Below are 22,509 nucleotides of genomic sequence, written 5' to 3'. Positions count from 1 at the left end.
AGCCTTCGCCAAACTACTCCCTGTGGCTATGGATCCCGGGTTCGCGCTCGCGCGCGCCCCGGGACGACGTCCATGGCTTCAGAACGCGAATTGCGTGCGCATCGCGACCGCGTCGAACTTCGAGCCGACGTCTGCGGTCGAGATCGGCGAGGCTTGCTTCGACACCGTGCCATGCAGATAGTCGAGCATGAAGCGGACGTTGCCGTTGACGTACCAGTTGAGCGCCAGCGTGTAGACGGTCTGCCGGCCGCCGGCGATGCCGGTCGCTGTGCCCAATTGATTGTTGAGGTCGACCGTCGAGAAGCGCCCCGCGATCTCCCACGCACCCCAGCCGCCGCCTTCGAGCGAGAACGGATGCGCCGGCTTGACGCCGCTATAGGCCGCGTTCGCCGCATTGTAGCTGCGGCCTTCGCCCGTCAACACGTAGCCGGCCTGCGCGTAGCCACCCTGGAATTTCAGGCTGGGTGCGCCGACCAGCGGCACGCCGGTGTTGGCGGTCCGGTCGACATTGTACCAGAAGTATTCGCCCTGAACGATGAGCGGGCCGTAGGTCGCCGCGGCTTCGACGCTGTAGACCTGCGCGCCCGAGACATTGGCGATCGCGCCGGTCGAGATCAGCGTGGTCGGGTCGAGACGCAATTCCGGACGATCGCTGAGCGTGACGGTTTGCGTGTTGGCGATGAGATTGCGCGGCGGCTGGATCAGCCATTGGGCGTCGGCACCGATATGCACCGAATAGTCCTTGCCGCTGATCGGGTTGCCTGCAACGCGCGCCACAGCGCCGTATTGCTCGCTCGTACCTGCCGGCGCCGCGCTTGAAGCCGAGTGGATCGCACCGGTCGACGGCCCCGTGACATAGCCGCCGATCCAGAGCTGGTCGTTGTACCAGCGCGTACCGGCCGCGGAGCGGAAGTCGCCGGCAGCGATATTGGTGGCGATGATGCCGGCCGAGGCGCGCTCCATGAACATGATGTCATTGGAGCTCGTGGCCTCATCGAGCGTGTAGGGCAGATCCATGATGCCGGCTTCGATCGCCATCTTGCCGCCGAACGGCTTCAAGCCGGTGTAGCTGAGATAGGCATTTTCGACGCCGGAGACGCCGCCGCCCGGCAGTGATCCAGGAGCCGTGCCGCCAAAACCGTCGGACGAGCCGCCAAAATCGTAGACCAGCGCGAAGTTCCAGTCGTTGAAGAATTTGCCGGTGACGCCGATGCGCGCGCGGCGGACGTTCTGGCCGCTGTCGAGCTTCTGCGGCACGGTCGCCGCCGTGTTGGGACGATAGTCATAGCCGCCGACATCCCAGTGCAGGCGGCTGGTGATGGCGACGCAATTTGCCTGGTCCGCGGTGCAGATGGTCGGCCGGTTGTTCGGCATGGTCACGACCACGCCGGACGCAGTCGCCGGTCCCTTGACGGGGATCGCCGCGTTCGCGTTGGCCACCACCGCCTTCGCCTCCGAGCGCGCTTCGGCTTTGGCCTCGGCCTTTGCTTCGGCCTTGGCTTTTGCCGTGGCCGCCGTGTTTGCGGCGGTCTGGCTCTGGAGCTTGTCGAGCTTCTGCTCCAGCATCTTCAACTGTTGTTTGAGCAGCGCGATCTCCTGCTCGCTGCTGCTTGCTGATTGGGCCTGGGCCTGCGAGGCCGCCAACGCTCCGGCGAGGCTGATCGCCGTGGCTGCAATCCTTGTCCTGCTCACGTCATGACTCCATCGTTTGACGAAACTTCTAAGCCGCCGGCGGAAGAGCCTAGGTATGATAGATGACTGCCCCGCGACGCTGCGCCCCGTTAAGCGGGTTCCTGCTGATGCAAATTCGCCGCAACCGAATCCCCTCGGCTCCACAATGCGGGATGATGCACATCATGCCAATCGAGCCCTCAGGCAAATTGCCGATTCGCACGCCGAGCTTGCATTCCGGACACACCGGAAAGGGGGGCGAATTGCCGCCCGGCACCCTTCTATTGGGGGGCGAACGCGCCTATATTCCGGCGTCTTTTCCAAGAGGTAGGAATGTTTCGATCGATCCGGACCGCCGTCGTCACGGCACTGTGCATAGGCTTTTCCGCCCACTTCAACCCGGCCGCGGCGCAGGACCGTCGGGTCCCGTCGTCGCCGGCCGAGCTGCGGCTGTCCTATGCGCCGATCGTGCAGCGGGTGCAGCCGGCCGTGGTCAACGTCTATGCCGCCAAGGTGGTGCAGAACCGCAATCCGCTGCTGGACGATCCGATCTTCCGCCGCTTCTTCGGCGTGCCGGGCCAGCAGCCCGAGCAGATGCAGCGCTCGCTCGGCTCCGGCGTCATCGTCGATGCGTCCGGCCTCGTCGTCACCAACGTCCATGTCATCGAGGGCGCGGACCAGGTGAAGGTGTCGCTGTCGGACAAGCGCGAGTTCGAGGCGGAGATCCTGCTGAAGGATACGCGCACCGATCTTGCCGTGCTGCGCCTGAAGGACACCAAGGAGAAATTCCCGACCCTCGATTTCACCAATTCCGACGAATTGCTGGTCGGCGACGTCGTGCTCGCGATCGGCAATCCCTTCGGCGTCGGCCAGACCGTGACTCACGGCATCATCTCGGCGCTGGCGCGCACGCAGGTCGGCATCACCGATTATCAGTTTTTCATCCAGACCGATGCGGCGATCAATCCCGGCAATTCCGGCGGCGCGCTGGTCGACATGGCCGGCAAGCTGGCGGGCATCAACACCGCGATCTATTCGCGCTCCGGCGGCTCGCAAGGCATCGGATTTGCGATCCCTGCGAACATGGTGCGTGTCGTCGTCGCCTCCGCCAAGAGCGGTGGCAAGGCGGTGAAGCGGCCGTGGCTCGGGGCAAGATTGCAGGCGGTGACGCCCGAGATCGCCGAGAGCCTCGGCCTGCGATCGCCGACCGGCGCGCTGGTCGCGAGCGTGGTGTCGAACGGCCCCGCCGCGAAGGCCGGCCTGAAGTCCTCCGATCTCATCACCGGGATCGATGGCCAGACCGTGGATGATCCCAATGCCTTCGACTATCGCTTCGCTACCCGTCCGCTCGGCGGCAGCGCGCAGATCGACGTGCAGCGCAGCGGCAAGCCGCTCAAGCTGACGGTGGCGCTGGAGACCGCGCCCGATACGGGACGTAACGAGCTCGTCGTCACCGCGCGATCGCCGTTCCAGGGCGCGAAGGTTTCGACCATCACGCCGGCGGTGGCCGACGAGCTGCATCTGGATGCAGATACCGAGGGTGTCGTGATCACCGATCTCGGCGGCGACAGTGCGGCCGCAAATGTCGGCTTCCAGAAGGGCGATATCATTCTGGCGGTCAACAACCAGAAGATCAGCAGGACCGGTGACCTCGAAAAGGCGGCCGGAGAGCGCCCGCGCATCTGGCGTATCACGCTGGTGCGCGGCGGCCAGCAGATCAACGTCACGCTGGGCGGATGAGTCCGAAGCGACCACAAACGCCAACGCTCTTTGCCGCGGCGGGGCTCGACCACGAGGCTCCGCATCCGCTGCCGGACCGGCTGCGCCCGCGCGCGCTGTCGGAGGTCGTCGGCCAGGATCACATCCTCGGCCCTGACGGCGCGCTGACCCGCATGCTGGAGACGCGCACGCTCGGCTCCCTGGTGTTCTGGGGCCCGCCCGGCACCGGCAAGACCACGGTGGCGCGGCTGCTCGCGGATGCGACGGATTTGCATTTCGAGCAGATCTCCGCGGTGTTCTCCGGCGTCGCCGATCTGAAGAAGGCGTTCGACGCCGCGCGCGCCCGCCGCGAGATGGGCAAGGGCACGCTCTTGTTCGTCGACGAGGTGCACAGATTCAACCGTGCCCAGCAGGATTCGTTTCTGCCCGTGATGGAGGACGGCACGGTGGTGATGGTCGGTGCCACCACCGAGAATCCGTCCTTCGAGCTCAACGCGGCGTTGCTCTCGCGCGCGCGCGTCTTGGTGTTTCGCTCGCTCGATGCCGCCGCGATCGAAAAACTGTTCGCGCATGCCGAGGAGGTTGAAGGCAGGAAGCTGCCGCTCGATGCCGAGGCGCGCGCGGTGCTGGTGCGCATGGCCGATGGCGATGGCCGCGCCTCGCTGACGCTCGCCGAAGAGGTCTGGCGCTCGGCGAGGGCGGACGAGATTTTCAATGCTGCGCAGTTGCAGGAGATTTTGCAGCGTCGCGCGCCGATCTACGACAAATCGGCCGATGGCCATTACAATTTGATCTCGGCGCTGCATAAGTCTGTGCGCGGCTCCGATCCCGATGCTGCGCTGTATTATCTCGCGCGCATGTTGGATGCCGGCGAGGACCCGCTGTTCCTGGCACGCCGCGTCGTGCGCATGGCGGTGGAGGACATCGGCCTTGCCGATCCGCAGGCGCTCGTCATCGCCAATGCGGCCAAGGACGCGTTCGACTTCCTCGGCCATCCCGAAGGCGAGCTCGCCATCGCGCAGGCCGTCGTCTATCTCGCCACCGCGCCGAAATCGAACGCAGTCTACACCGCCTTCGGCACCGCGATGCAGGTCGCAAAGCAAGCCGGCTCGCTGCTGCCGCCCAAGCACATCCTCAATTCGCCGACCAAGCTGATGAAGTCGGAAGGATACGGCGCGTCTTACGAATACGACCACGACGCCCCCGATGCCTTTTCCGGCCAGGACTACTTTCCGGAAGCCCTGGGCCGCCAGACCTTCTACGACCCACCCGAGCGCGGCTTCGAGCGCGAGATCCGGAAGCGGCTGGATTACTGGGCCAAGCTGCGGAAGGAGCGGGGCGGCTCGCGCTAAAAACGGCCATTTCGCCGTGACGGGACCCGGCTTTTAGGGTACGCAGGCAACCATGAGCCGCCGCATCAAAAGAACCGATCCAAAGCCCCGCTCGCGCGACGAGCGCAAGGAATCCCGCCCGTTCAAGGCGCGTAGCGCGAAGACCGCGGGACCGCGGCCGGGTGGCAAGCCCGGCGGCAGCAAGCCGCCGCGCTTTGCCGGCGAGCGTGCCGAGCGGCGCGCGCCCAAGGCTAGGCTGGAGAAGGCTGAGCTGGAAAGGGCCGCGCCCGAGAAGCCCGTGGAGGCGCTGCTGCCGACCAAGGTGCAGACCGTCAAGGTGACCGCCGACGAGAACAACATGCGCGTCGATCGTTTCCTCGAGGCGCGCTTTCCCGGCCTGTCGTTCTCCCACATCCAGCGTGTCGTCCGCAAAGGCGAGCTGCGCGTCGACGGCAAGCGTGTCGACAGCAAGGACCGCCTGGAGGAGGGCCAGAGCGTCCGCATTCCGCCGCTCAAGCTCGACACGCCGAAGGCCGTCGGCGAGCTGTCGGAAGCTGCCCAGAAGACGCTCAAGGCGCTGAAGGAGATGACGATCTTTGAGGACGACGACGTCCTCGTGCTGAACAAGCCGGCCGGCCTTGCGGTGCAGGGCGGCTCGGGCATGACGCGGCACATCGACCAGATGCTGGAGGTGATGCGCGATTCCAAGGGCCAGAAGCCACGCCTGGTGCATCGTATCGACCGGGAGACGTCAGGCTGTCTGCTGGTCGCCAAGACGCGCTTCGCCGCTTCGCATCTGACCGGCGCGTTCCGCTCGCGCTCGGCGCGAAAAGTCTATTGGGCGCTGGTGCCGGGCCTGCCGAAGCCGAAGCAGGGCCGCATCTCGACCTTCCTCGCCAAGGAAGAGAGCGAGGATGACACCATCATGCGCATCGCCCAGCATGGCGACGAGGGCGCCAGCCACGCGGTGACATATTACGCGGTGGTCGAGACCGCCGGCAACAAGCTGACCTGGGTGTCGCTGAAGCCGGTGACCGGGCGCACCCATCAGCTCCGCGCCCACATGGCCCATATCGGCCATCCCATCGTCGGCGATCCCAAATATTTCAACATCGAGAACTGGCAGCTGCCGGGGGGCCTGCAAAACCGGCTGCATCTGCTGGCACGCCGCATCGTCATTCCGCATCCGCGCGGCGGCGTGATCGACGCCACCGCGCCGTTGCCGCCGCACATGCAGCAGTCGTGGAATCTGCTCGGGCTCGATGCAAGCCGGTTTGATCCGATCGAGAACGCGCCGGAGGAGTAGGGGGCGGAGGGCGCGAGTTTCCCCGGTGTCGTCCCGGCGAAAGCCGGGACCCATACCGCGGAATCTATCTGTGACGCGCAGTCTTCGTACCGACGAAGAAGTTCAACTGCGGTCTTCGCCAAACTTCTCCCTGTGATTATGGGTCCCGGCTTTCGCCGGGACGACACCGAGGATTTGGCTGGCTAACGTTGCTCACTTCCGGAACTGCTCCAGAAACATCCGCAAGCTGTCATGCGCGCTCTCGATGTCCGTGATCAGCCAGCCATCGGGGCCGTTGACCAGGACGAAGTTCAGCGCGACCTTCCGACCGCGATTGTCGAAATTCGCCGCGACATAGGTCTTGTCGTATTGCCTGCGCACGACCGCGATCGTAACAGGGCCGAGCTGCCAGCTCGGGCTCTGCACCAGGAAGTCGTAGGGCTCGACCCGCGGCGCGCTCCAGGCCCTGCGCAGGGGCGCATCGAAAAATTGCCGGGCGGTCACCGCATCCCGCGGCAGGCCTTTGGACAGCTCCGGCGCGCCGTCGCCGTAATGGGCGTAGACGTTGCGCACCAGCGATTCCGGGGTGCGAAAGCCCGCCTCCGCCGCAGCTGGCCATAGCCCGGCGAACAGGGCCGCAATGCCCGCAAGTTCCCTCATGCCCGCGCTCGCTTTATCGGCCGCCGCTTTTATCTTAAAAGCCTAGCATCCAGCGATCGGGACCGAGAACTCACATGCGCGAATTGTTCGAAGAAGCTGCAGGGCAGCCCCCGCCGGATCCGCGGGAATCGGCGCGCGCGTCCGCGCGCACGCCGCAGCGCAAGCGCTTCTACAAGGAGGCGAGCGCGACCGAAGCCGAGGGCGGTTTCGCCATCACGCTCGACGGCAAGCCGATCCGCACGCCCTCCGGCCGCCAGGTGGTGATTCCGTCGCGCGCGCTCGCCGATGCGGTGGCCGCGGAATGGGCGGCTCAGGGCGAGAGCATCGACCCCGTGACCATGCCGTTGACGCGGATCGCCAACAGCGTGGTCGAGGGCGTGGTCGATAAGGTCGAGCTGGTCAGCGACGACCTCGCGAAATATCTCGAGTCCGATTTGCTGTTCTATCGTGCCGGCCATCCCGAAGGGCTGGTCGCCCGCGAGGCCGCGCATTGGGATCCCGTGCTGTTCTGGGCCGCGGACGCGCTGGGCGCGCATTTCATCCTGTCCGAGGGCGTCATGCATGTGAAGCAGCCCGACGAGGCGGTCGAGGCCGCGCGCGCGGCGCTGCCGGGGGACGCCTGGTCGGTCGCCGCACTCCACGTGGTGACGACCCTGACCGGCTCGGCGCTGCTGGCGCTGGCGCTCGCTCATGGCGTGCGCGATGCCGGCCAGGTCTGGGCCGCCGCCCATGTCGATGAGGACTGGAACATCGACCAATGGGGCGTGGACGAGGAGGCCGCCAGCCGCCGGGCCACCCGTCTCAGGGATTTCGAGGCCGCCGTGGCGGTTCTGGCGGCGGCAAAGGCGTCCGCAGTCGAAGGTCCTTAACGAGAGGTTTACGACGGCGGCCTTAGGGTGTGGCCAGCGCTCCATGGGCCCCCTGAGATGCCGACGCCGGTCACTTCCATCCTCCCCGTCAGTGCCGCCAGCCCCGTGGCTGATGCGACGACGCCCGACCTCGTGCTGCAGGCCGGCAGCGTCGTCGATGCCAGGGTCGTCAGTGTGATGGCCGACAATCTGGTGCGGATCGCGATCGCCAACCTTTCGATGGACGTGATGTCGGAGGTGGCGCTGACGCCGGGGCAGAATCTCCAGCTGGCGGTGTCGCAGAACGACGGCACCATCAGGCTCGCCGTGATGAACGGGGCAGGGGGGGCAGCTCCCGATCAGGTCACGCTGACGCCGCGTGCGGCTTCGCTGGTGGAAAGCCCGCCGCTGGCGCCATCGGCGACCACGACGCGCAACACGCTGACGCCATTGGAGCAGGTCGCCGTCACCGCGGCCTCGGCCGAGGCCGCCACAAAACAGGGCAGCCAGGCGCCGCTGTTCGCCAATCTGGCATCCGTCGTCACCGCCAGCGATTTGCCTGCGGGCTTGAAGCAGGCGGTGCTGGACGTGCTGGCGCAGCAGACGCCGCTCAGTCCCGGGCTCGATGGCGCCGATGTCGAAACCGCGTTTCAGAAATCCGGCTTGTTCTTCGAGGCTGCGCTGGCCGCCGGCGCGAGGCCGCTCGCCTGCACGACGCCCGACCTGAAGGCGGCGCTGCTGGTGCTGCGCCAGACGCTGACCACGCTCGAAACCGCCGCGCCACACGGCGCGGCAATTCCGGCTGCGACGACGGGGACACCGCAGGTCGCCATCGCGCCTGCTCAGGCCGCAGGTGAGGCCGCGCAATCCGCGCCCCCGTCCGGCCCCGAGATCGCGCAGACGCCGCGCAACGCCAATCTCGCGGCCGCCGTGCTGGCGGACGTTGCCGGCAACGCTCAGCAAGCCGCGATGCCGCACACCATGTCCGCCGGCCTTGCCGCGAGCCTGCTGCAGGAGGTCACGCAAAACCTGCCGCGCCTGACCGGCAACGTGCCCGGCTCGAACAAGACCGTGCCGGACGGCCAGATCTTCGAAGCAGCCGCACGCGCGACGCCACCGCCGTTCCGCGGTGCATTGCCCTCGCCGCAGGCGATCGCCTCGCCCTCGCTCGCGCCGGACACGCCGCTCTCTGCAACCGTGCATCGCCTGATCGACGACACTGATGCGGCGATTGCGCGGCAGACATTGTTGCAAATCGCTTCGCTCCCGGATCGCACCGACGCCAGTGGCCACCGCATCGACCCGGCCGTGCCGCAGTGGAATTTCGAGATTCCGTTCGCAACGCCGCAGGGCACCGCGATGGCGCAGTTCGAGATCTCGCGCGATGGCGCTGGCGAATCCGCCGATGCCGCCAAGCGCGCCTGGCGCGCGCGCTTCTCGCTCAACGTCGAGCCGGCCGGCCCCGTGCACGCGCTGATCACGCTGAACGGCGACAAGACTTTCGTGCGGATGTGGGCGGAGCGGCCGGCCACGGTCCAGCAGCTCCGCGCCGGCATCGGTGAGCTCAATCAGGCGCTGACACGAGCCGAGCTCAATCCCGGTGACATTCTGGTCCGCGAGGGCACCCCGCCGCAGCCGGCACCAGCCCGCGCCGGCCACTTTCTGGATCGGGCGACATGAGCGATCCGTCCAAGCTCGCCATCGCGCTGCATTACGAAAAGGGTACCAACGCGCCCGTCGTCGTCGCCAAGGGCAAGGGCACGATCGGCGAAAAGATCGTGGAGATCGCCAAGGCCCACGACATCCCGATCGAGGAAAACGAGGTTTTGGCCGGCGCGCTGTCCAAGGTCGAGCTCGGCGAGGAGATCCCGCCGGACCTTTACAAGGCCGTCGCCGAAGTGCTGGTGTTCGTGCTGCGGCTGTCGGGCCGGGGGCGGTAGAGCATGATCCGGAAAAGTGTGCAGCGGTTTTCCGAATAGATCATGCTCAAGAAGTGACCTGTCATCGTTTCACCATGGAGCGGCTGCATGGTCGCGCCGCTTTCATGACTCAATGGACATCGCTCTTGCTCACCCGCCGTTCCACCCTCGGCCTTCTCGCCGCATCTGCCATCCTGCCGCAGCGCGCGCTCGCCCATGTCGCGCCGCCGCGCAATGAGATCCGTGATAGCCTCGCAAAGCGCTTCACCGACCTCGGCACATCAGGCACCTTTGTCGGCTACAAGGTCGAGGACTATCTGATCGTCGCCAGTGACAAGGAGCGTTCGGGCGAGGGCAAGCTGCCGGCCTCGACCTTCAAGATCCCGAACTCGCTGATCGCGCTGGAGACGGGCGTCGTCACTGACCCCGACAAGGACGTGTTCCCCTGGGACGGCGTCAAGCGTCCGATCGAAGCCTGGAACAAGGATCACACGTTGCGTAGCGCGATCGCCGTGAGCGCGGTGCCGGTCTATCAGGAGATCGCGCGACGGATCGGGCAGGAGCGGATGCAGAAGTATGTCGACGAGTTCGACTATGGCAACCGTGACATCGGCGGCGGCATCGACCAGTTCTGGCTCACCGGGAATTTACGCATCGATCCGGTCGAGCAGGTCGATTTCGTCGACCGGCTGCGGCGCCGCACGTTGCCGGTCAGCAAGCGCAGCCAGGATCTCGTCGCCGATATTCTGCCGGTGACCAAGGTCGGCGACAGCGTCATTCGCGCCAAGTCCGGACTGCTGGGGGCCGAACGCGGCGAGCCGTCGCTCGGCTGGATGGTGGGCTGGGCCGAGAAGGGCGAGGCGCACACGGTGTTCGCGCTCAACATGGACTGCAAGGAGCCGCGTCTCGTCGGCGAGCGCATGACGCTGACGCAAGCCTGCCTTGCCGAGATCGGCGCGATCTAGCCTGTGAGTCGTGCAATCGTTCTCGTCGAGCGCAGCCGCCGTAGGGTGGGCAAAGGCGCGTAGCGCCGTGCCCACCATCTCTCTAGTTATCGGCAAATGGTGGGCACGCTACGCTTTGCCCACCCTACGGCACCGGTGCAAGCCGAGGGCCTTCTCAACCCAATTTGAACAACACCTGCAAAAACTCCTCCACCGCCTTGCGCGACTCGGCGGCCGTCTTCGGATTGCCGCCGACATGCGGGTTCAGCTCGACGCAGGCATCCTTGTAGGTGAAGGGCGCATTGGTATCGCCGTTCATCAGCACGCCGCCGTCGCTTTCCTTGATCCGGCAATTGCGCACGGTCTGCGAATTGGCTGATACGGCTACCGTGTTGGCACCGAGCAGACCGCTGTCGAACCCGTGCGCGCTATCAGGATATTCCGTCAGCACCACGTCGCGCCCCGCGACTTTGAGCCGCTCGACCAAAGCCTTGCAGCTCTTGACGGGATTGTAGTCATCCGGCGTGCCGTGGAAGATGCGGATCGGACGCGGGGCGATCTCGTCGTCGCTCCGATACGTCGTCGAGCAATCCGGATAGAACGGGATATAGGCGGCGAACTGGATGCCGGACTTGTTCCAGAGCTTGTTGAAGCGGTCGAGGCTCGCATAGAGCGTCGCCTGTCCGCCGCGGGAGAAGCCCATCAGCACGATGCGGTCAGGATCGACGCGCGGGTGCTTTGCCAGAATTTCCAGCGAGCGGTAGATGTCGACGATCAGATTGAGCCGGCCGAGCAGCGCCTGATTTGGTCCCACCACCGTCAGCCCGCGGCCGGTGAATCCGTCGATCACGAAGGTCGAGATGCCCATAGCGTTGAACGCGTGCACCCAGGCCTCCGTGGTGGCGCCGACGCCGCTGGAGCCGTGCATCAGCACCACGACGGGGAGCTTTCCGCTGCCTTGCGCGACGCGGAATTCGGCCGCCACCGTCACTGGCTTGCCGGCCGCCGCATCACCGCTGAGAAATTGCTGGTCGGAGAGAGTGAGCGAGGGGATCGGATAGATCTCGGCCCGGGTGGCGACTTCCTTGGGCAGGGATTGCGCGACGGCTTCGCAGGCCGGGAACGAACTCGAAATGCACAGCGCCATGAGCACTGCTGTAGCGCGCCAGTTGGTGGCCATCGCGATCCCTCCCTGATATTTTCGGGCAGTAGATCAACCGTCCTGCGCGCTGTCAATTTGACGCAGGCAGATTCAGCGCTACCGCGTATGAGGTGAGAGTTCGAGACCTCGACGCTTCCACAGCGTCATGGCCGGGCTTGTCCCGGCCATCCACGATCTTGTCTATCGACTGCTGCTAAGAACGTGGATGCCCGGGACAAGCCCGGGCATGACGACCTCCTTTGGCACCGCCTCACGCGGTGTCCGCCTTCTTCGCCGTCAGCGCCTGGTCGATCGCGAAGCCGCCGATCTCGCTCATCGCCTGCGAGATCACGTCGCCCTTGCGGGCAAAGCCGGCGGAGAGGAAATCGAACTGCGTCCGCGCCAGCCGCAGCACCTCGATCGGCACCGAGACCGCGGTCGCGTTGAAGCTGTCGACGGAGGCGCGCAAGCTGTCCAGCTCGGTTGTGAGCTTGCCGATATGGCTCTCGGCATTCTGCATCACGCCGATCAGCTTGCCGCGCTCGGCATCGAAGGCGGCGCGCTCGGCGGCGGCGGCCGCGGTGACCTCGGCAAGTTGTACGCGCAGCACCTCGATCTGGCCGACCATGGCATCGGAGGCGAGATCGGCGGCCTTGCGCAGCTCGGCGTTACGCGTGCTCGCATCCAGCTGCTCATGATAGAGCCGCTCGGCCGACATTGCCCGCTGTGCCAGTGACTCGATGAGGCTTGCGGCACGCAGCAGCATCTCGCCGTTCCGCCCCGACACCATGCTGGCCATCCGCCGCAGGAAGTCGATGGTTTGGGATGACGAGTTCGGCGGCAGGGGGACGACCGTCGCGGACATCTCAGTATGCTTGCGTGATGCTCGAGCCAAGGCGTAACGACCGCCGCCGTACCAACTGGGCTCACGCAACATTCGGCGCCTGATCGCGAGGTCGAAGCAAGCCTGAATCGGCAGGCCCGGTCAACCGGGCCGGGCCACCAAATTTGCCGGTGTCAGGCGTCCTTTTGCCGCCCGATCCGGCCCAGATGGGTGAAGCCGAACCCTGCGGAATATTTCAGGCCATAGCCGAGTGCCCGGTCGATGCCGATATGGGCGAGCCAGATCAGGGCGATGGACAAGGTGAGCGGCGAGCCGAGGCCGAAGCCCAGCGTCAGCAGCGACACCGGCGCCATGTAGCTATGGGCAGCGTTGTAGACCAGCGCGCCGAATTTGGCGTCGGACAGGTATGCCAGGAAGCTGAGATCGGGGACGAAGAAGAGCAGGGCAAAGACCAGCCAGGAGCCGTCCCAGGCCCAGTAAAGCATCACCATCCCGATAAACAGGGTGAGGCCCTCCAATCGCAACAGGATGTTGACGCCGCCCGTCGCCGCACCGGTCTCGGCCATTCTCTCATCCATGCTCGCCTCCCGGGCAAAACTTTGTAATCTCTCACGCTTTTAGCCCGGACAGGGCAGCCCTGCGGCGCGGAAAGGCGCTTTCCGGTCCGCAAAATGCCGTGTTAGAACCCCGCATCACTTAAGAACTGGCGGGAGCAAATGAAACACATCCTGGACGCCCTTGAAGATCGTCGCGCCGGCGCAAAGCTCGGCGGCGGGGAGAAGCGCATCGAGGCGCAGCACGCCCGCGGCAAGCTGACCGCGCGTGAGCGAATCGAGCTGCTGCTCGACAAGGGGTCGTTCGAGGAATTCGACATGTTCGTCGAGCACCGCTCCACCGAGTTCGGCATGGAGAAGAACAAGGTGCCCGGCGACGGCGTCGTTACCGGGTGGGGCACCGTCAATGGCCGCAAGACGTTCGTGTTCGCGAAGGACTTCACGGTGTTCGGCGGCTCGCTCTCGGAAACGCACGCGCTGAAGATCACGAAACTCCAGGACATGGCGATGAAGGCGCGGGCGCCCATCATCGGCCTCTATGACGCGGGCGGCGCCCGCATCCAGGAAGGCGTCGCCGCGCTCGCCGGCTATTCCTACGTGTTCCGCCGCAACGTGCTCGCCTCCGGTGTGATCCCGCAGATCTCCGTCATCATGGGCCCCTGCGCCGGCGGCGACGTCTACTCGCCTGCGATGACCGACTTCATCTTCATGGTGAAGAACACCAGCTACATGTTCGTCACCGGCCCCGACGTGGTGAAGACCGTCACCAACGAGGTCGTCACCGCCGAAGAGCTGGGCGGTGCCTCGGTGCACGCCACGCGCTCCTCGATCGCCGACGGCGCCTTCGAGAACGACGTCGAGACGCTGCTGCAGATGCGTCGCCTGATCGACTTCCTGCCGTCCAACAACAGCGACGGCGTGCCGGAATGGCCGAGCTTCGACGACATCGGCCGCGTCGACATGTCCTTGGACACGCTGATCCCCGACAATCCGAACAAGCCCTACGACATGAAGGAGCTGATCCTGAAGGTCGTGGACGAGGGCGACTTCTTCGAGATCGCGGACATGTTCGCCAAGAACATCGTCACCGGCTTTGGCCGCATCGCGGGCCGCACCGTCGGCTTCGTCGCCAACCAGCCGATGGTGCTGGCCGGCGTGCTCGACAGCGACGCTTCGCGCAAAGCCGCGCGCTTCGTCCGCTTCTGCGACGCCTTCAACATCCCGATCGTCACTTTCGTGGACGTGCCGGGCTTCCTGCCGGGCACCGCGCAGGAATATGGCGGCCTGATCAAGCACGGCGCAAAGCTGCTGTTCGCCTATTCGCAGTGCACCGTGCCGCTGGTCACCATCATCACCCGCAAGGCCTATGGCGGCGCCTTCGACGTCATGGCGTCCAAGGAGATCGGCGCCGACATGAACTACGCCTGGCCGACCGCCCAGATCGCGGTGATGGGTGCCAAGGGCGCGGTCGAGATCATCTTCCGCTCCGACATCGGCGACCCCGACAAGATCGCCGCGCGCACCAAGGAATACGAAGACCGCTTCCTGTCACCCTTCATCGCCGCCGAGCGCGGCTACATCGACGACGTCATCATGCCCCACTCGACGCGCAAGCGGATCGCCCGCGCGCTGGCGATGCTGAAGGACAAGAAGGTCGAAACGCCCGCGAAGAAGCACGACAATTTGCCGTTGTGAGGGAACATAGCCCGGATGAGCGCAGCGACATCCGGGTCTTTGCCGAGGTCCCGCATGTCCCTTTGCTCGTGCGGGCGACCGCGTTCTGCTGATTTGGCATCCTCGATCCAATGACCGAAGACGATCCGACCGACGAAATCTCCGACATCGAAGATCGCATCGAGCGGCTGGCCGAGATCGCGGAGCGGTGCCGGAAGTACATTCTGGCGTCCAAGATCGCGATCGGGGGCGGGGCGGCGCTGCTGTTGGTAACGATCCTAGGTGTGTTTGGGTTTGGTCAGACCGCAGCCCTCGGATCGATTGCGCTGGTGCTGGGCGGGATCGTGTCGCTCGGCTCGAACGTCTCCACGTTGCGGCAGACGGACGACGCCATCAGCGCAGCGGAGGCACGCCGTGCGGCGTTGATCGGCAGCATCGACCTGCGCGTGGTCGCTGATGCGCCGCTGAAGCTGGTGTGAGGTGTAGGGCGGATTAGCGACAGCGTAATCCGCCAATGTCTTTATCGCCGGATGCAGGCGTTGGCGGATTACGCTCCGCTAATCCGCCCTACGCACCGGTGCGCGCCTTATCCGCGGCGGCGAAATGCGCCATCTGGTCGGCATGGGCCTTGATGAACGCCGGGCGGGCTGTGGCGCGCGCGACGTAGGCGCGGCAGGCAGGACTGTCCGCCAGCCCGTCGAAACCACCGATGACGCGCAGCACGTCCGCCATCAGGATGTCGGCGACGGAAAAGGAGTCGGCCAGCCATTCGCGGCCGGCCAGCACCGGCTCGAGATGCTTCAGCCGAAGCTTGAGGAAGTCGTCGACGAATTTCCACGCCGCCGTGTCGGTCGGATGGCCCATGAACTTCGACATTCCCCAGGGCAGGCTCGCCATCTCCACCGAATTGAGTGCCGCGAACACCCATTCCGTCGTCTCGGCGCGGCCGCGCGGATCGGTCGGCATCAGCTTCGCACTGAGCCCGCCGAGATGCAGCAGGATCGCGCCGGTCTCGAAGATCGAGAGGTCGCCGTCGGTCAGCCACGGCACCTGGCCGAACGGCTGGTGCGCGAAATGTGCGGCGCCGCGATCGTCGAACGGGGCGCTCGCGACGCGATAGGGCAGCGCGGCCTCTTCGAGCGCCCAGCGCACGCGAAGGTCGCGCACGAATCCGCGCGGCGGTTCGGGAACCCAATTGAAGGTGGTCAGGGTGAGGTCGGCCATTTGCTGTCTCCGTGTCCTGGTTCGAAACAAAGGACGAGCGAAGGGCGCCCGTTCCGACACCCGCGCCAAGTCTTTTTGTCGGCGGCGGCGTATCCGGCTAGGCTCGCGCCAAACAACAGGAGGAAACCCGATGCCATCAGCTTTCTTCGTCGTCCGCGCCACCGTCTCCGATCCCGCCCAGCGCGCTGCTTTCGACAAATGGTACGAGACGGAACATGTGCCCGACGCGGTGAAGGCATTCGGCGTGAGTAAAGCCTGGCGGTTCTGGAGCCTGGACGATCCCTCGCTGCATCAGGCGATGTATCAGTTCGATGACGAGGCCAAGCTTGCGGCGGTGCTGAAGGGCGATGCGCTCAAGCAACTCGTCGCCGATTTCAAGCGCGACTGGCCCGACGTCAAGCGTTCGCGCGAGACGCTGGTGCTGGCGCAGGAGTTTGCGAAGTAGCGAGGTCCATCCTAGCTACGAATTCTCCACCTCACTTCATTCTTGAATCTGAACACAGGATTCAGCCTTGGTTCATGTCGTGACCGCGACACTCCCTCTGCATCACTTGCCAGGTAGCCTAGAGGACATGTCATGGAGCGTCGAAACTTTTTGAAACTTGCACTGGGGGTGACGGCGGGCGCCGCCGCCTTCGCCGCGACCGCGCAGGCCGCGCCGCTGTCGCCGCAGCCGCTCAGTGATCCCGCTCGCACGCCGCAAGGCAATCCCGACGCTCATCCGGCCGTCACCACCAGCGAGGAAGCCGCCAAGCTGACGCCCGAACAGGTTCACTGGCATGGCCGTCATCACGGCTGGGGGCACCGTCATTGGCGCCGGCATCGCCGGCGCTGGCACCGCCGCCACTGGTAAGCCGCGGCAAGCCGCGAATTGGACGGGGATCGCAGCTGCGGTCCCCGTTTCGTTTTCTGGCCGCCGAAACTCCAAGGCGGACGAATCGTCGGCAGCAAGCCTGAAAACGAACAAGCCTGAAAACGAAGATGGCCGCGCAGGCTGAACCTGCGCGGCCATCTTGCGATGCAAAGAGATCAGAACGGGCGGCAGCGGCCGGCGTACCAGCGGAAGCCATAGGGGCAAACACGCGCGCGCGGCACGACGACGACGGGCGGAGCGACCACTACAGGGGCGGGGCGCACAACGACCGCGCCGCGCATCGGGCGACAGCCGCCGTAGGCGCCACGATACCAACCCGGGCCGCAACCCTGCGCGGCGCTGGCGGCCTCGCTGAAACCGACAACCGCGCTGGCGAGCATAGCGGCGGCGAACAGGTATTTCATGTGATCTTCCTTCTCGTCCTTGGGGCAGGTCTTTCGGGGGCGGGTCTTTGGGGCAAGTCTTTGGAGCAAGTCTTTAGCGGCTTGGCGCTTGCGGCGCACAATGAATCAAAAGACACGATTCGACATGTTAAATTTTGCAACACGCCGACACGGTGCGATCCAAATCTGCCAATCATGACCTGAATGCGGCATGAACGTTCCCCGCATGCGGCTTGGCGCGACAGAAACTGGTGTTGGCGGCCGGCTCGGCAGAAATCCTCCAGGACGCCGGCCCGGGAGCATTCAGGCGCGCACTGCCGGTGCCGCGGCGCGCGGGTCAGTCCTTCCCGTCGCCGAACAGCGCGGCAAACTGCTTCTCGCCGGTGCGGGTGAAGTTGACGACGCGGCTGCCGGGCGTGGCGTCGCGCGCCGCCCATTTCAGCTCGGCGAAGCGCTGCATCATGGCGGCCCCCAGCGTGCCGGCGAGGTGATGCCGCCGCTCACTCCAGTCGAGGCAGGCCTTGCACACCGGGCGGCGCGGATGGGTGAGCATGCCGGTCGAGATCTGCAGATGCTTGGCGAGGAAGCGTTCGCCCTCAGCCGTCAGCTCGATGTCCTGCTTTTTCTGCCTGACCAGATTCCGCTCGCGCAGGGAATCCAGCATCTGCACGCCGAGATCGCCGGCGAGGTGGTCGTAGCAGATCCGCGCGCGCCGCAGCGCCGGGTCCTTCGGCCCGGTGCGCACCCGCATGTGGCCGGTCCGCGCGGCCAGGCCTGCGAGGCCCTCGAGCACGCCGGCGACGTCGTCGTCGGTGAGGCGATAGTAGCGGTGGCGGCCCTGCTTCTCCGGCTCGACCAGCCCGCCGGCCTCGAGCTTGGCCAGATGCGAACTCGCAGTCTGCGGCGTGATGCCGGCCTCCTGCGCCAGCTCGCTCGCCGTGAGCGCGCGGCCGTTCATCAGCGCGGTGAGCATGTTGGCGCGCGCGGGATCGCCGACCAGCGAAGCGACCAGGGCGATGTCGGGTCCTGATTTCATGCTTCGATGGTAGCCGAAGCATTGTAGTCGGGCAAGGGCGTAGCCTCTCACCAAGTCGTCATTGCGCGCGCAGCGAAGCCGTAGGGTGGGCAAAGGAGCGTAGCGACGTGCCCACCATTCGTCGTTGCGGGGAAACGACGTGGGCACGCTTCCGCCTTCGCTCTTCGAGCTACGGCGGACAAGTCGCTTTGCCTACCCTACGAGACTTTGCTTCGCTCGCAATGGCGGTCGCAACCCAGGAGCCATCATGTCCGTCACCGTCTTCATCCGCTATCAGATCGACCCGTTCAAGCGCGCGCAGTTCGAGGAATATTCGAAGCGCTGGCTCACCATCATCCCGAAATGCGGCGGTGACCTGATCGGTTATTTCATGCCGCATGAAGGCACCAACAACATCGCCTTCGGTCTGATCAGCTTCGAGAGTCTGGCCGCATACGAGGCCTATCGCGCGCGGCTGCGGCAGGACGCGGAAGGAATGGCGAATTTCCATTTCGCCGAGGAACACAAATTCATCCTCGCGGAAGAGCGCACCTTCCTGCGCAAGGTGGTATTGTAGGTCCGATAGCAGCAGGAGATGCCCATGATCGCCGTGATCTTCGAGGTCTGGCCGAAGCCGGAACACCGCCAGGACTATTTCGACCTCGCAGCCGATCTGAAGCCGATCCTGCAAACCATCGACGGCTTCATCTCGGTCGAGCGCTTCGAGAGCCTGACCGAGAAGGGCAAGATCCTGTCGGTGTCGTTCTGGCGTGACGAGGCGGCGGTGCAGGCCTGGCGCAACTCGATGGAGCACCGCCGCACCCAGGCCAAGGGCCGCGCGCAGATCTTTGCCGATTATCATCTGCGCATCGCCAGCGTGGTCAGAGACTACGGCATGAATGATCGCGAGCAGGCGCCGAAGGACAGCCGGGCGGTGCACGACGCCCACTAGCGCAGCCGGGTGCGCACTGGCGCTGCCAGGCGCGCACTGGCGCTGCCGGGTTAGGGCGCCTATGTCTGCGCGGCCAACAAAGGGAGAAGAAACATGCACGTCACGACCGCGGACAAGCGCGCCACCTTCAAGAAGATGCACGAAAGCGGCTGCTTCATCCTGCCCAATCCGGTCGATAACGGCAGTGCCAAGGCATTGCAGCATCTCGGTTTCAAGGCGATTGCGTCGTCGAGCGCGGGCTTTGCCTGGACCATCGGCAAGGCCGACAACCACGTCAACGTCGAGGACGTCTGTCAGCATCTGGCAGCATTGAGCTCGGCCGTCGACATCCCCGTCAACGCCGATTTCGAGGGCGGCTTTGCGGTCGAGCCGGACAGGGTCGCGGACAATGTCGAGCGCTGCGTGCGCACCGGCGTCGCCGGCCTGTCGATCGAGGATTCCACCGGCGACAAGGACAAGCCGCTCTACGATCGCGCACTCGCGGTCGAGCGCATCAAGGCCTCGCGCAAGGCGATCGGCGACAGCGGCACGCTGCTGGTCGGCCGCTGCGAAGCCTATCTGTGGGGCGTGACCGATTTGAAGCTCGTCATCGACCGGCTCACCGCTTACGCCGATGCCGGCGCGGACTGCCTCTATGCGCCGGGCTTGAAGACCCGCGAGGACATCTCTGCTGTGGTGAAGGCTGTCGCACCAAAGCCGTTCAACCTCCTGATCGGCGCCTCCGGCCTGTCGTTGCAGCAGGCCGAAGATCTCGGCGTGCGCCGGATCAGCGTCGGCGGCTCGCTCGCCCGCGCCGCCTGGGGCGGCTTCATGCGTGCGGCAAAGGAGATGGCGGAGAAGGGGACATTCACTGAACTCGGCAGCGGTTATCCCGGCGGCGAACTCAACAAGATGTTCAGCTAGGAACACAACGAAAAAGCGGCGGGACTTTTTGAGTCCCGCCGCTTCACGCGCTATTGCGAAGTGTTACTTCGCGCCGTCAGACGGCTTCTGCGTGTCCGGGGCCGGCTTCGTCGGCGCCGCACCGGTCGTCACGCCCGGCTCGGTGTTGTTGCGCGGCGTCACGTCGCGCATACCGGGAGGCGCGGCCGGATTGGCAGGAGGCGCCTGCTGTGCGGTCTGAGTCGCCGGCGCGTTGCTGGCCTGGTTGCCAGTGGTCGTATTGTTCAGGCCGTAGAACACGGCACCCAGCACCAGTGCAATCGCAACGGCGAATAACGCAACCTTGCCGCTGGAGGCGGGGCCTTCGCCAAGCTCGGGATCGGCCTGAAGGTCGCCATCCCGGCGCGCCGCGCGAAGATACTCATCGTCGGCGAGGTTCGGGCGGTACGGATCGTTGGGAAAACGGTCGTCAGCCATCGATTGTCTCCTCGGTTGTGACGCCCGGACAACCCGTGGATGCGAGATTCTGTTCCGCGCCTCCTTATGCTTTCGTCGGATGTTGCCCCGCCACCGGGAATCGGGAACCTGTTCATTCGGGAACTGGACGCGAGTTCCATGGCTGCGACGAGGACAATCGCGAGGGAACAAGCCAATGTGGAGTTTGCCGCCAAGCGATACCGTGCTGCATTTCCTGTCCCTGGTTGCGATAGCCGCCCAGGGCATGACGGCTGCACTTGCTGCCGGACGCCGCAGCATGGACTGGTTAGGTGTATGCTTCCTCGGCTGCATCACCGCGCTTGGCGGCGGCACGTTGCGCGATCTCTTCCTCGGGCACTATCCGTTGGTTTGGGTCGCCAATCCCATCTATCTGGCGCTGGCCGGTGGTGCGGCCTTCCTCACCATTCTGTTCGCGCGCCTCGTGCACCGGCTGAAGGTCGCTTTCATCGTGCTCGACGCGATCGGGCTCGTCGTCTTCACCATGGCCGGCTGCGACGTCGCCTGGCAGATGGATGCTTCGCTGCCGATCGTGATCGTCTCGGGCATGGTGACCGGGTGCGCCGGCGGCGTGTTGCGCGACGTGCTCTGCAACGACGTGCCGCTGCTGTTTCGGTCCGAGCTCTACGCCAGCGTCTCGGTCGTGACGGGACTGTTTTACGCCACCGCCTTCGGCCTCAACCTCAACGCCGAGCTCTGGACGATCCTGACCTTCGTGCTCGGTCTCAGCTTGCGCCTGCTCGCGGTGCGCTACAAATGGGAGATGCCGAAATTCGTGTTCACCGGGGAGGAGGAGAGGTAGAGGTTACGTGACCTCACTCCATCCACATCGTCGTTACAGCGATGACGGGGATGGAGCTACTCCTGCTTCCTGGCCTTCGCCACCTGCGCCGGCGTCACCAGCGGGGCCGCATTGCCCCAGGAGTTGCGGATGTAGTTCGTCACCGCCGTGATCTCCTCATTGGACAGCCTGGCATAGGGCGGCATCTCGCCGGTGTTGGGCGCGCGCGGTGTGGTCACGGTGTGGGCGCCGTCGAGAATGATGCGCAACGTCGAGGACGGATTGATCGATTGCAGGAGCGCATTGCCCGGCAGCGGTGGATAGATGCGCGGCGCCCCCGAGCCGTCGGCTTCATGGCAGGCGATGCAGAGCTTTGCGTAGACCGCCTGGCCCGCCTTCATCTCGGCATCGTCAGGCGGCGTCACGATCGTCTCGCGCCGCGACGGCGGCAGGCTCTTCAGGTACACCGCGATCGCGCGCACATCGGCATCGCTCATCTTCGAGGTCGAGTTGACGACGACCTCCGCCATCAGCCCGCCGGCATGGCTCCTGACATTGCGCCCGCTCTGCAGATATTCGGCGATGTCCGCCTCGCTCCACGACTTCAGGCCCGTGCGGGAAGCGCCGTCGAGCCTTGGCGCGTACCAGCCACCGACCTCGTTGCCCGCGAGCGCCTGCGCCTGCTTGTCCGCGCCAAAATAGTTCTTCGGTGTGTGGCAGGCGCCGCAATGACCGAGCCCGGTGACGAGATAGCCGCCGCGATTCCACGCCGCGCTCTGGCTCTGGTCCGGCTCGTACAGGCCGGGCTTGAAATACATCGCGTTCCAGACCCGCATCAGGCCGCGATAGCCGAACGGCCAGCGCAGCTCCGGCGGCTTGTTGCGGCTGACGACGGGCGCAAGCGTGCCGAGATAGGCGCGGATCGCCAGCGTGTCGTCCTTCGTCATCTTCGTGAAGTAGGGATAGGGGAAGGCCGGATAGTAGTTCGACCCGTCGGGCGCGACGCCCGTGCGCAATGCGCGGGTGAAATCGGCATCCAGCCAGGCGCCGATCCCGGTGTCGCGGTCCGGGGTCAGGTTCGGCGCATAGATCGCGCCGAATGGCGTGTCGATGCGCTTGCCGCCCGCGAACGGTTGTGCCGGATCGGCGGTGTGGCAGCCCGCGCAGTCGCCGGCCTCGACCAGCGTCTTGCCGTAGGCGATCAGCTCCGGCGACGGCTCGGCAGCGCGGGCTGCGCTTGCAACCGCACTGCACAACGCCAGGCCGACAAGAGCCGAGCCAGTCAGAATCGTCCGCATCGCAAGCCTCTCCTG

At 65.5% G+C, this 22,509-nt stretch carries 25 protein-coding genes; 15 read left to right on the top strand and 10 right to left on the bottom strand.

Translation table 11 applies throughout. The features are described from left to right. Positions 1–78 precede the first annotated feature (78 nt). The gene (locus XI03_RS29790) at positions 79–1,692 is read right to left on the bottom strand and encodes an OprO/OprP family phosphate-selective porin (RefSeq protein ID WP_271594128.1); all 1,614 of its coding nucleotides are present in this window, start codon (positions 1,690–1,692) and stop codon (positions 79–81) included. 312 nt (positions 1,693–2,004) lie between these two features. Here XI03_RS29790 and XI03_RS29785 point away from each other — a divergent pair, with 312 nt between their 5' ends. Genes XI03_RS29785 through XI03_RS29775 form a run of 3 tightly spaced genes read left to right on the top strand, consistent with a single transcriptional unit; the run spans position 2,005 to position 6,027 of the window. Continuing rightward, the gene (locus XI03_RS29785; protein WP_028140995.1) at positions 2,005–3,411 is read left to right on the top strand and encodes a DegQ family serine endoprotease; all 1,407 of its coding nucleotides are present in this window, start codon (positions 2,005–2,007) and stop codon (positions 3,409–3,411) included. Further along, on the top strand, positions 3,408–4,742 hold the full coding sequence (locus XI03_RS29780) for a replication-associated recombination protein A (protein WP_271594127.1): 1,335 nt from the start codon (positions 3,408–3,410) through the stop codon (positions 4,740–4,742). Before XI03_RS29785 ends, XI03_RS29780 begins: the two co-directional genes overlap by 4 nt. Positions 4,743–4,794: 52 nt before the next feature. Continuing rightward, on the top strand, positions 4,795–6,027 hold the full coding sequence (locus XI03_RS29775) for an RluA family pseudouridine synthase (RefSeq protein WP_271594126.1): 1,233 nt from the start codon (positions 4,795–4,797) through the stop codon (positions 6,025–6,027). Positions 6,028–6,219: 192 nt separating this feature from the next. Here the strand turns inward: XI03_RS29775 and XI03_RS29770 are convergent, their stop codons facing one another. Further along, positions 6,220–6,666, bottom strand: coding sequence for a hypothetical protein (locus XI03_RS29770; protein ID WP_028140992.1), 447 nt, complete (start codon positions 6,664–6,666; stop codon positions 6,220–6,222). Positions 6,667–6,740: 74 nt separating this feature from the next. On the opposite strand from XI03_RS29770, the gene XI03_RS29765 reads away from it, so the two are divergent. From XI03_RS29765 to blaOXA, 4 genes are all read left to right on the top strand, one after another. Next, positions 6,741–7,535 (top strand): ATP12 family chaperone protein, encoded by a 795-nt coding sequence (locus tag XI03_RS29765; protein ID WP_038950216.1) that lies wholly within the window; start codon positions 6,741–6,743, stop codon positions 7,533–7,535. A gap of 57 nt (positions 7,536–7,592) precedes the next feature. Next, entirely contained in the window at positions 7,593–9,194 is a 1,602-nt protein-coding gene (gene fliK / locus XI03_RS29760; RefSeq protein ID WP_271594125.1) for a flagellar hook-length control protein FliK, read from the top strand. Continuing rightward, the gene (locus XI03_RS29755) at positions 9,191–9,454 is read left to right on the top strand and encodes an EscU/YscU/HrcU family type III secretion system export apparatus switch protein (protein WP_028140989.1); all 264 of its coding nucleotides are present in this window, start codon (positions 9,191–9,193) and stop codon (positions 9,452–9,454) included. The genes fliK and XI03_RS29755 overlap by 4 nt, the downstream gene beginning before the upstream one ends. A gap of 125 nt (positions 9,455–9,579) precedes the next feature. Next, positions 9,580–10,398, top strand: coding sequence for a class D beta-lactamase (gene blaOXA / locus XI03_RS29750; protein ID WP_038973064.1), 819 nt, complete (start codon positions 9,580–9,582; stop codon positions 10,396–10,398). 154 nt (positions 10,399–10,552) lie between these two features. On the opposite strand, the gene XI03_RS29745 is transcribed toward blaOXA, so the two are convergent. From XI03_RS29745 to XI03_RS29735, 3 genes are all read right to left on the bottom strand, one after another. Beyond that, positions 10,553–11,557, bottom strand: a complete 1,005-nt coding sequence (locus XI03_RS29745; protein ID WP_271594124.1) for a dienelactone hydrolase family protein — start codon at positions 11,555–11,557, stop codon at positions 10,553–10,555. A gap of 232 nt (positions 11,558–11,789) precedes the next feature. After that, on the bottom strand, positions 11,790–12,383 hold the full coding sequence (locus XI03_RS29740; protein ID WP_271594123.1) for a hypothetical protein: 594 nt from the start codon (positions 12,381–12,383) through the stop codon (positions 11,790–11,792). Positions 12,384–12,535: 152 nt separating this feature from the next. Next, a complete protein-coding gene (locus XI03_RS29735; protein ID WP_028140985.1) occupies positions 12,536–12,940 on the bottom strand; it encodes a DUF4260 domain-containing protein in 405 nt (134 codons plus the stop codon). A 138-nt stretch (positions 12,941–13,078) separates the two neighbouring features. Between XI03_RS29735 and XI03_RS29730 the strand changes: the two genes are divergently transcribed. Together XI03_RS29730 and XI03_RS29725 are read left to right on the top strand one after the other, a co-directional pair. Further along, positions 13,079–14,611 (top strand): acyl-CoA carboxylase subunit beta, encoded by a 1,533-nt coding sequence (locus XI03_RS29730; protein ID WP_028140984.1) that lies wholly within the window; start codon positions 13,079–13,081, stop codon positions 14,609–14,611. Positions 14,612–14,721: 110 nt separating this feature from the next. Continuing rightward, positions 14,722–15,069, top strand: a complete 348-nt coding sequence (locus XI03_RS29725; RefSeq protein ID WP_092260186.1) for a hypothetical protein — start codon at positions 14,722–14,724, stop codon at positions 15,067–15,069. Positions 15,070–15,157: 88 nt separating this feature from the next. On the opposite strand, the gene XI03_RS29720 is transcribed toward XI03_RS29725, so the two are convergent. Beyond that, complete coding sequence (locus tag XI03_RS29720; protein ID WP_271594122.1) at positions 15,158–15,814, bottom strand: glutathione S-transferase family protein; 657 nt, start codon at positions 15,812–15,814, stop codon at positions 15,158–15,160. 130 nt (positions 15,815–15,944) lie between these two features. Here XI03_RS29720 and XI03_RS29715 point away from each other — a divergent pair, with 130 nt between their 5' ends. Together XI03_RS29715 and XI03_RS29710 are read left to right on the top strand one after the other, a co-directional pair. Next, positions 15,945–16,259: a hypothetical protein gene (locus XI03_RS29715; protein WP_038950432.1), complete on the top strand. Its 315-nt coding sequence runs from the start codon at positions 15,945–15,947 to the stop codon at positions 16,257–16,259. Positions 16,260–16,391: 132 nt separating this feature from the next. Beyond that, complete coding sequence (locus tag XI03_RS29710; protein WP_271594121.1) at positions 16,392–16,667, top strand: twin-arginine translocation signal domain-containing protein; 276 nt, start codon at positions 16,392–16,394, stop codon at positions 16,665–16,667. Positions 16,668–16,843: 176 nt separating this feature from the next. Here XI03_RS29710 and XI03_RS29705 read toward each other — a convergent pair whose 3' ends face one another. Beyond that, a complete protein-coding gene (locus XI03_RS29705; RefSeq protein WP_026202719.1) occupies positions 16,844–17,092 on the bottom strand; it encodes a GCG_CRPN prefix-to-repeats domain-containing protein in 249 nt (82 codons plus the stop codon). Positions 17,093–17,408: 316 nt separating this feature from the next. Then, positions 17,409–18,107, bottom strand: coding sequence for a winged helix-turn-helix domain-containing protein (locus tag XI03_RS29700; RefSeq protein ID WP_028140979.1), 699 nt, complete (start codon positions 18,105–18,107; stop codon positions 17,409–17,411). Between the two features lie 247 nt (positions 18,108–18,354). On the opposite strand from XI03_RS29700, the gene XI03_RS29695 reads away from it, so the two are divergent. From XI03_RS29695 to XI03_RS29685, 3 genes are all read left to right on the top strand, one after another. Then, positions 18,355–18,663 (top strand): NIPSNAP family protein, encoded by a 309-nt coding sequence (locus XI03_RS29695; RefSeq protein ID WP_018322300.1) that lies wholly within the window; start codon positions 18,355–18,357, stop codon positions 18,661–18,663. 24 nt (positions 18,664–18,687) lie between these two features. After that, positions 18,688–19,038 carry an antibiotic biosynthesis monooxygenase family protein gene (locus XI03_RS29690; RefSeq protein ID WP_271594120.1) on the top strand — a complete coding sequence of 117 codons (351 nt, stop codon included), beginning with the start codon at positions 18,688–18,690 and terminating at the stop codon, positions 19,036–19,038. A 93-nt stretch (positions 19,039–19,131) separates the two neighbouring features. After that, the gene (locus XI03_RS29685; protein ID WP_028140978.1) at positions 19,132–19,941 is read left to right on the top strand and encodes an isocitrate lyase/PEP mutase family protein; all 810 of its coding nucleotides are present in this window, start codon (positions 19,132–19,134) and stop codon (positions 19,939–19,941) included. A gap of 63 nt (positions 19,942–20,004) precedes the next feature. On the opposite strand, the gene XI03_RS29680 is transcribed toward XI03_RS29685, so the two are convergent. Continuing rightward, the gene (locus XI03_RS29680; RefSeq protein WP_028140977.1) at positions 20,005–20,397 is read right to left on the bottom strand and encodes a hypothetical protein; all 393 of its coding nucleotides are present in this window, start codon (positions 20,395–20,397) and stop codon (positions 20,005–20,007) included. Between the two features lie 175 nt (positions 20,398–20,572). Here XI03_RS29680 and XI03_RS29675 point away from each other — a divergent pair, with 175 nt between their 5' ends. Next, positions 20,573–21,217 carry a trimeric intracellular cation channel family protein gene (locus XI03_RS29675; RefSeq protein ID WP_095426236.1) on the top strand — a complete coding sequence of 215 codons (645 nt, stop codon included), beginning with the start codon at positions 20,573–20,575 and terminating at the stop codon, positions 21,215–21,217. Between the two features lie 56 nt (positions 21,218–21,273). Here XI03_RS29675 and XI03_RS29670 read toward each other — a convergent pair whose 3' ends face one another. After that, positions 21,274–22,494 carry a c-type cytochrome gene (locus XI03_RS29670; protein ID WP_271594119.1) on the bottom strand — a complete coding sequence of 407 codons (1,221 nt, stop codon included), beginning with the start codon at positions 22,492–22,494 and terminating at the stop codon, positions 21,274–21,276. Positions 22,495–22,509: the final 15 nt, after the last annotated feature.

Source organism: Bradyrhizobium sp. CCBAU 65884, assembly GCF_028128835.1.
Lineage (GTDB): Bacteria > Pseudomonadota > Alphaproteobacteria > Rhizobiales > Xanthobacteraceae > Bradyrhizobium > Bradyrhizobium ottawaense.
The sequence above is the reverse complement of the archived record's forward strand: the minus strand, read 5'-3'. Positions and strand labels throughout refer to the sequence as shown.

Bases quoted from the DNA above. Each gene is read 5' to 3' on its own strand.
- XI03_RS29785 (WP_028140995.1), top strand. From the start codon at position 2,005: ATGTTTCGATCGATCCGGACCGCCGTCGTCACGGCACTGTGCATAGGC.
- XI03_RS29780 (WP_271594127.1), top strand. From the start codon at position 3,408: ATGAGTCCGAAGCGACCACAAACGCCAACGCTCTTTGCCGCGGCGGGG.
- XI03_RS29775 (WP_271594126.1), top strand. From the start codon at position 4,795: ATGAGCCGCCGCATCAAAAGAACCGATCCAAAGCCCCGCTCGCGCGAC.
- XI03_RS29770 (WP_028140992.1), bottom strand. From the start codon at position 6,666: ATGAGGGAACTTGCGGGCATTGCGGCCCTGTTCGCCGGGCTATGGCCA.
- XI03_RS29765 (WP_038950216.1), top strand. From the start codon at position 6,741: ATGCGCGAATTGTTCGAAGAAGCTGCAGGGCAGCCCCCGCCGGATCCG.
- fliK (WP_271594125.1), top strand. From the start codon at position 7,593: ATGCCGACGCCGGTCACTTCCATCCTCCCCGTCAGTGCCGCCAGCCCC.
- XI03_RS29755 (WP_028140989.1), top strand. From the start codon at position 9,191: ATGAGCGATCCGTCCAAGCTCGCCATCGCGCTGCATTACGAAAAGGGT.
- XI03_RS29745 (WP_271594124.1), bottom strand. From the start codon at position 11,557: ATGGCCACCAACTGGCGCGCTACAGCAGTGCTCATGGCGCTGTGCATT.
- XI03_RS29740 (WP_271594123.1), bottom strand. From the start codon at position 12,383: ATGTCCGCGACGGTCGTCCCCCTGCCGCCGAACTCGTCATCCCAAACC.
- XI03_RS29735 (WP_028140985.1), bottom strand. From the start codon at position 12,940: ATGGATGAGAGAATGGCCGAGACCGGTGCGGCGACGGGCGGCGTCAAC.
- XI03_RS29730 (WP_028140984.1), top strand. From the start codon at position 13,079: ATGAAACACATCCTGGACGCCCTTGAAGATCGTCGCGCCGGCGCAAAG.
- XI03_RS29725 (WP_092260186.1), top strand. From the start codon at position 14,722: ATGACCGAAGACGATCCGACCGACGAAATCTCCGACATCGAAGATCGC.
- XI03_RS29720 (WP_271594122.1), bottom strand. From the start codon at position 15,814: ATGGCCGACCTCACCCTGACCACCTTCAATTGGGTTCCCGAACCGCCG.
- XI03_RS29715 (WP_038950432.1), top strand. From the start codon at position 15,945: ATGCCATCAGCTTTCTTCGTCGTCCGCGCCACCGTCTCCGATCCCGCC.
- XI03_RS29710 (WP_271594121.1), top strand. From the start codon at position 16,392: ATGGAGCGTCGAAACTTTTTGAAACTTGCACTGGGGGTGACGGCGGGC.
- XI03_RS29705 (WP_026202719.1), bottom strand. From the start codon at position 17,092: ATGAAATACCTGTTCGCCGCCGCTATGCTCGCCAGCGCGGTTGTCGGT.
- XI03_RS29700 (WP_028140979.1), bottom strand. From the start codon at position 18,107: ATGAAATCAGGACCCGACATCGCCCTGGTCGCTTCGCTGGTCGGCGAT.
- XI03_RS29695 (WP_018322300.1), top strand. From the start codon at position 18,355: ATGTCCGTCACCGTCTTCATCCGCTATCAGATCGACCCGTTCAAGCGC.
- XI03_RS29690 (WP_271594120.1), top strand. From the start codon at position 18,688: ATGATCGCCGTGATCTTCGAGGTCTGGCCGAAGCCGGAACACCGCCAG.
- XI03_RS29685 (WP_028140978.1), top strand. From the start codon at position 19,132: ATGCACGTCACGACCGCGGACAAGCGCGCCACCTTCAAGAAGATGCAC.
- XI03_RS29680 (WP_028140977.1), bottom strand. From the start codon at position 20,397: ATGGCTGACGACCGTTTTCCCAACGATCCGTACCGCCCGAACCTCGCC.
- XI03_RS29675 (WP_095426236.1), top strand. From the start codon at position 20,573: ATGTGGAGTTTGCCGCCAAGCGATACCGTGCTGCATTTCCTGTCCCTG.
- XI03_RS29670 (WP_271594119.1), bottom strand. From the start codon at position 22,494: ATGCGGACGATTCTGACTGGCTCGGCTCTTGTCGGCCTGGCGTTGTGC.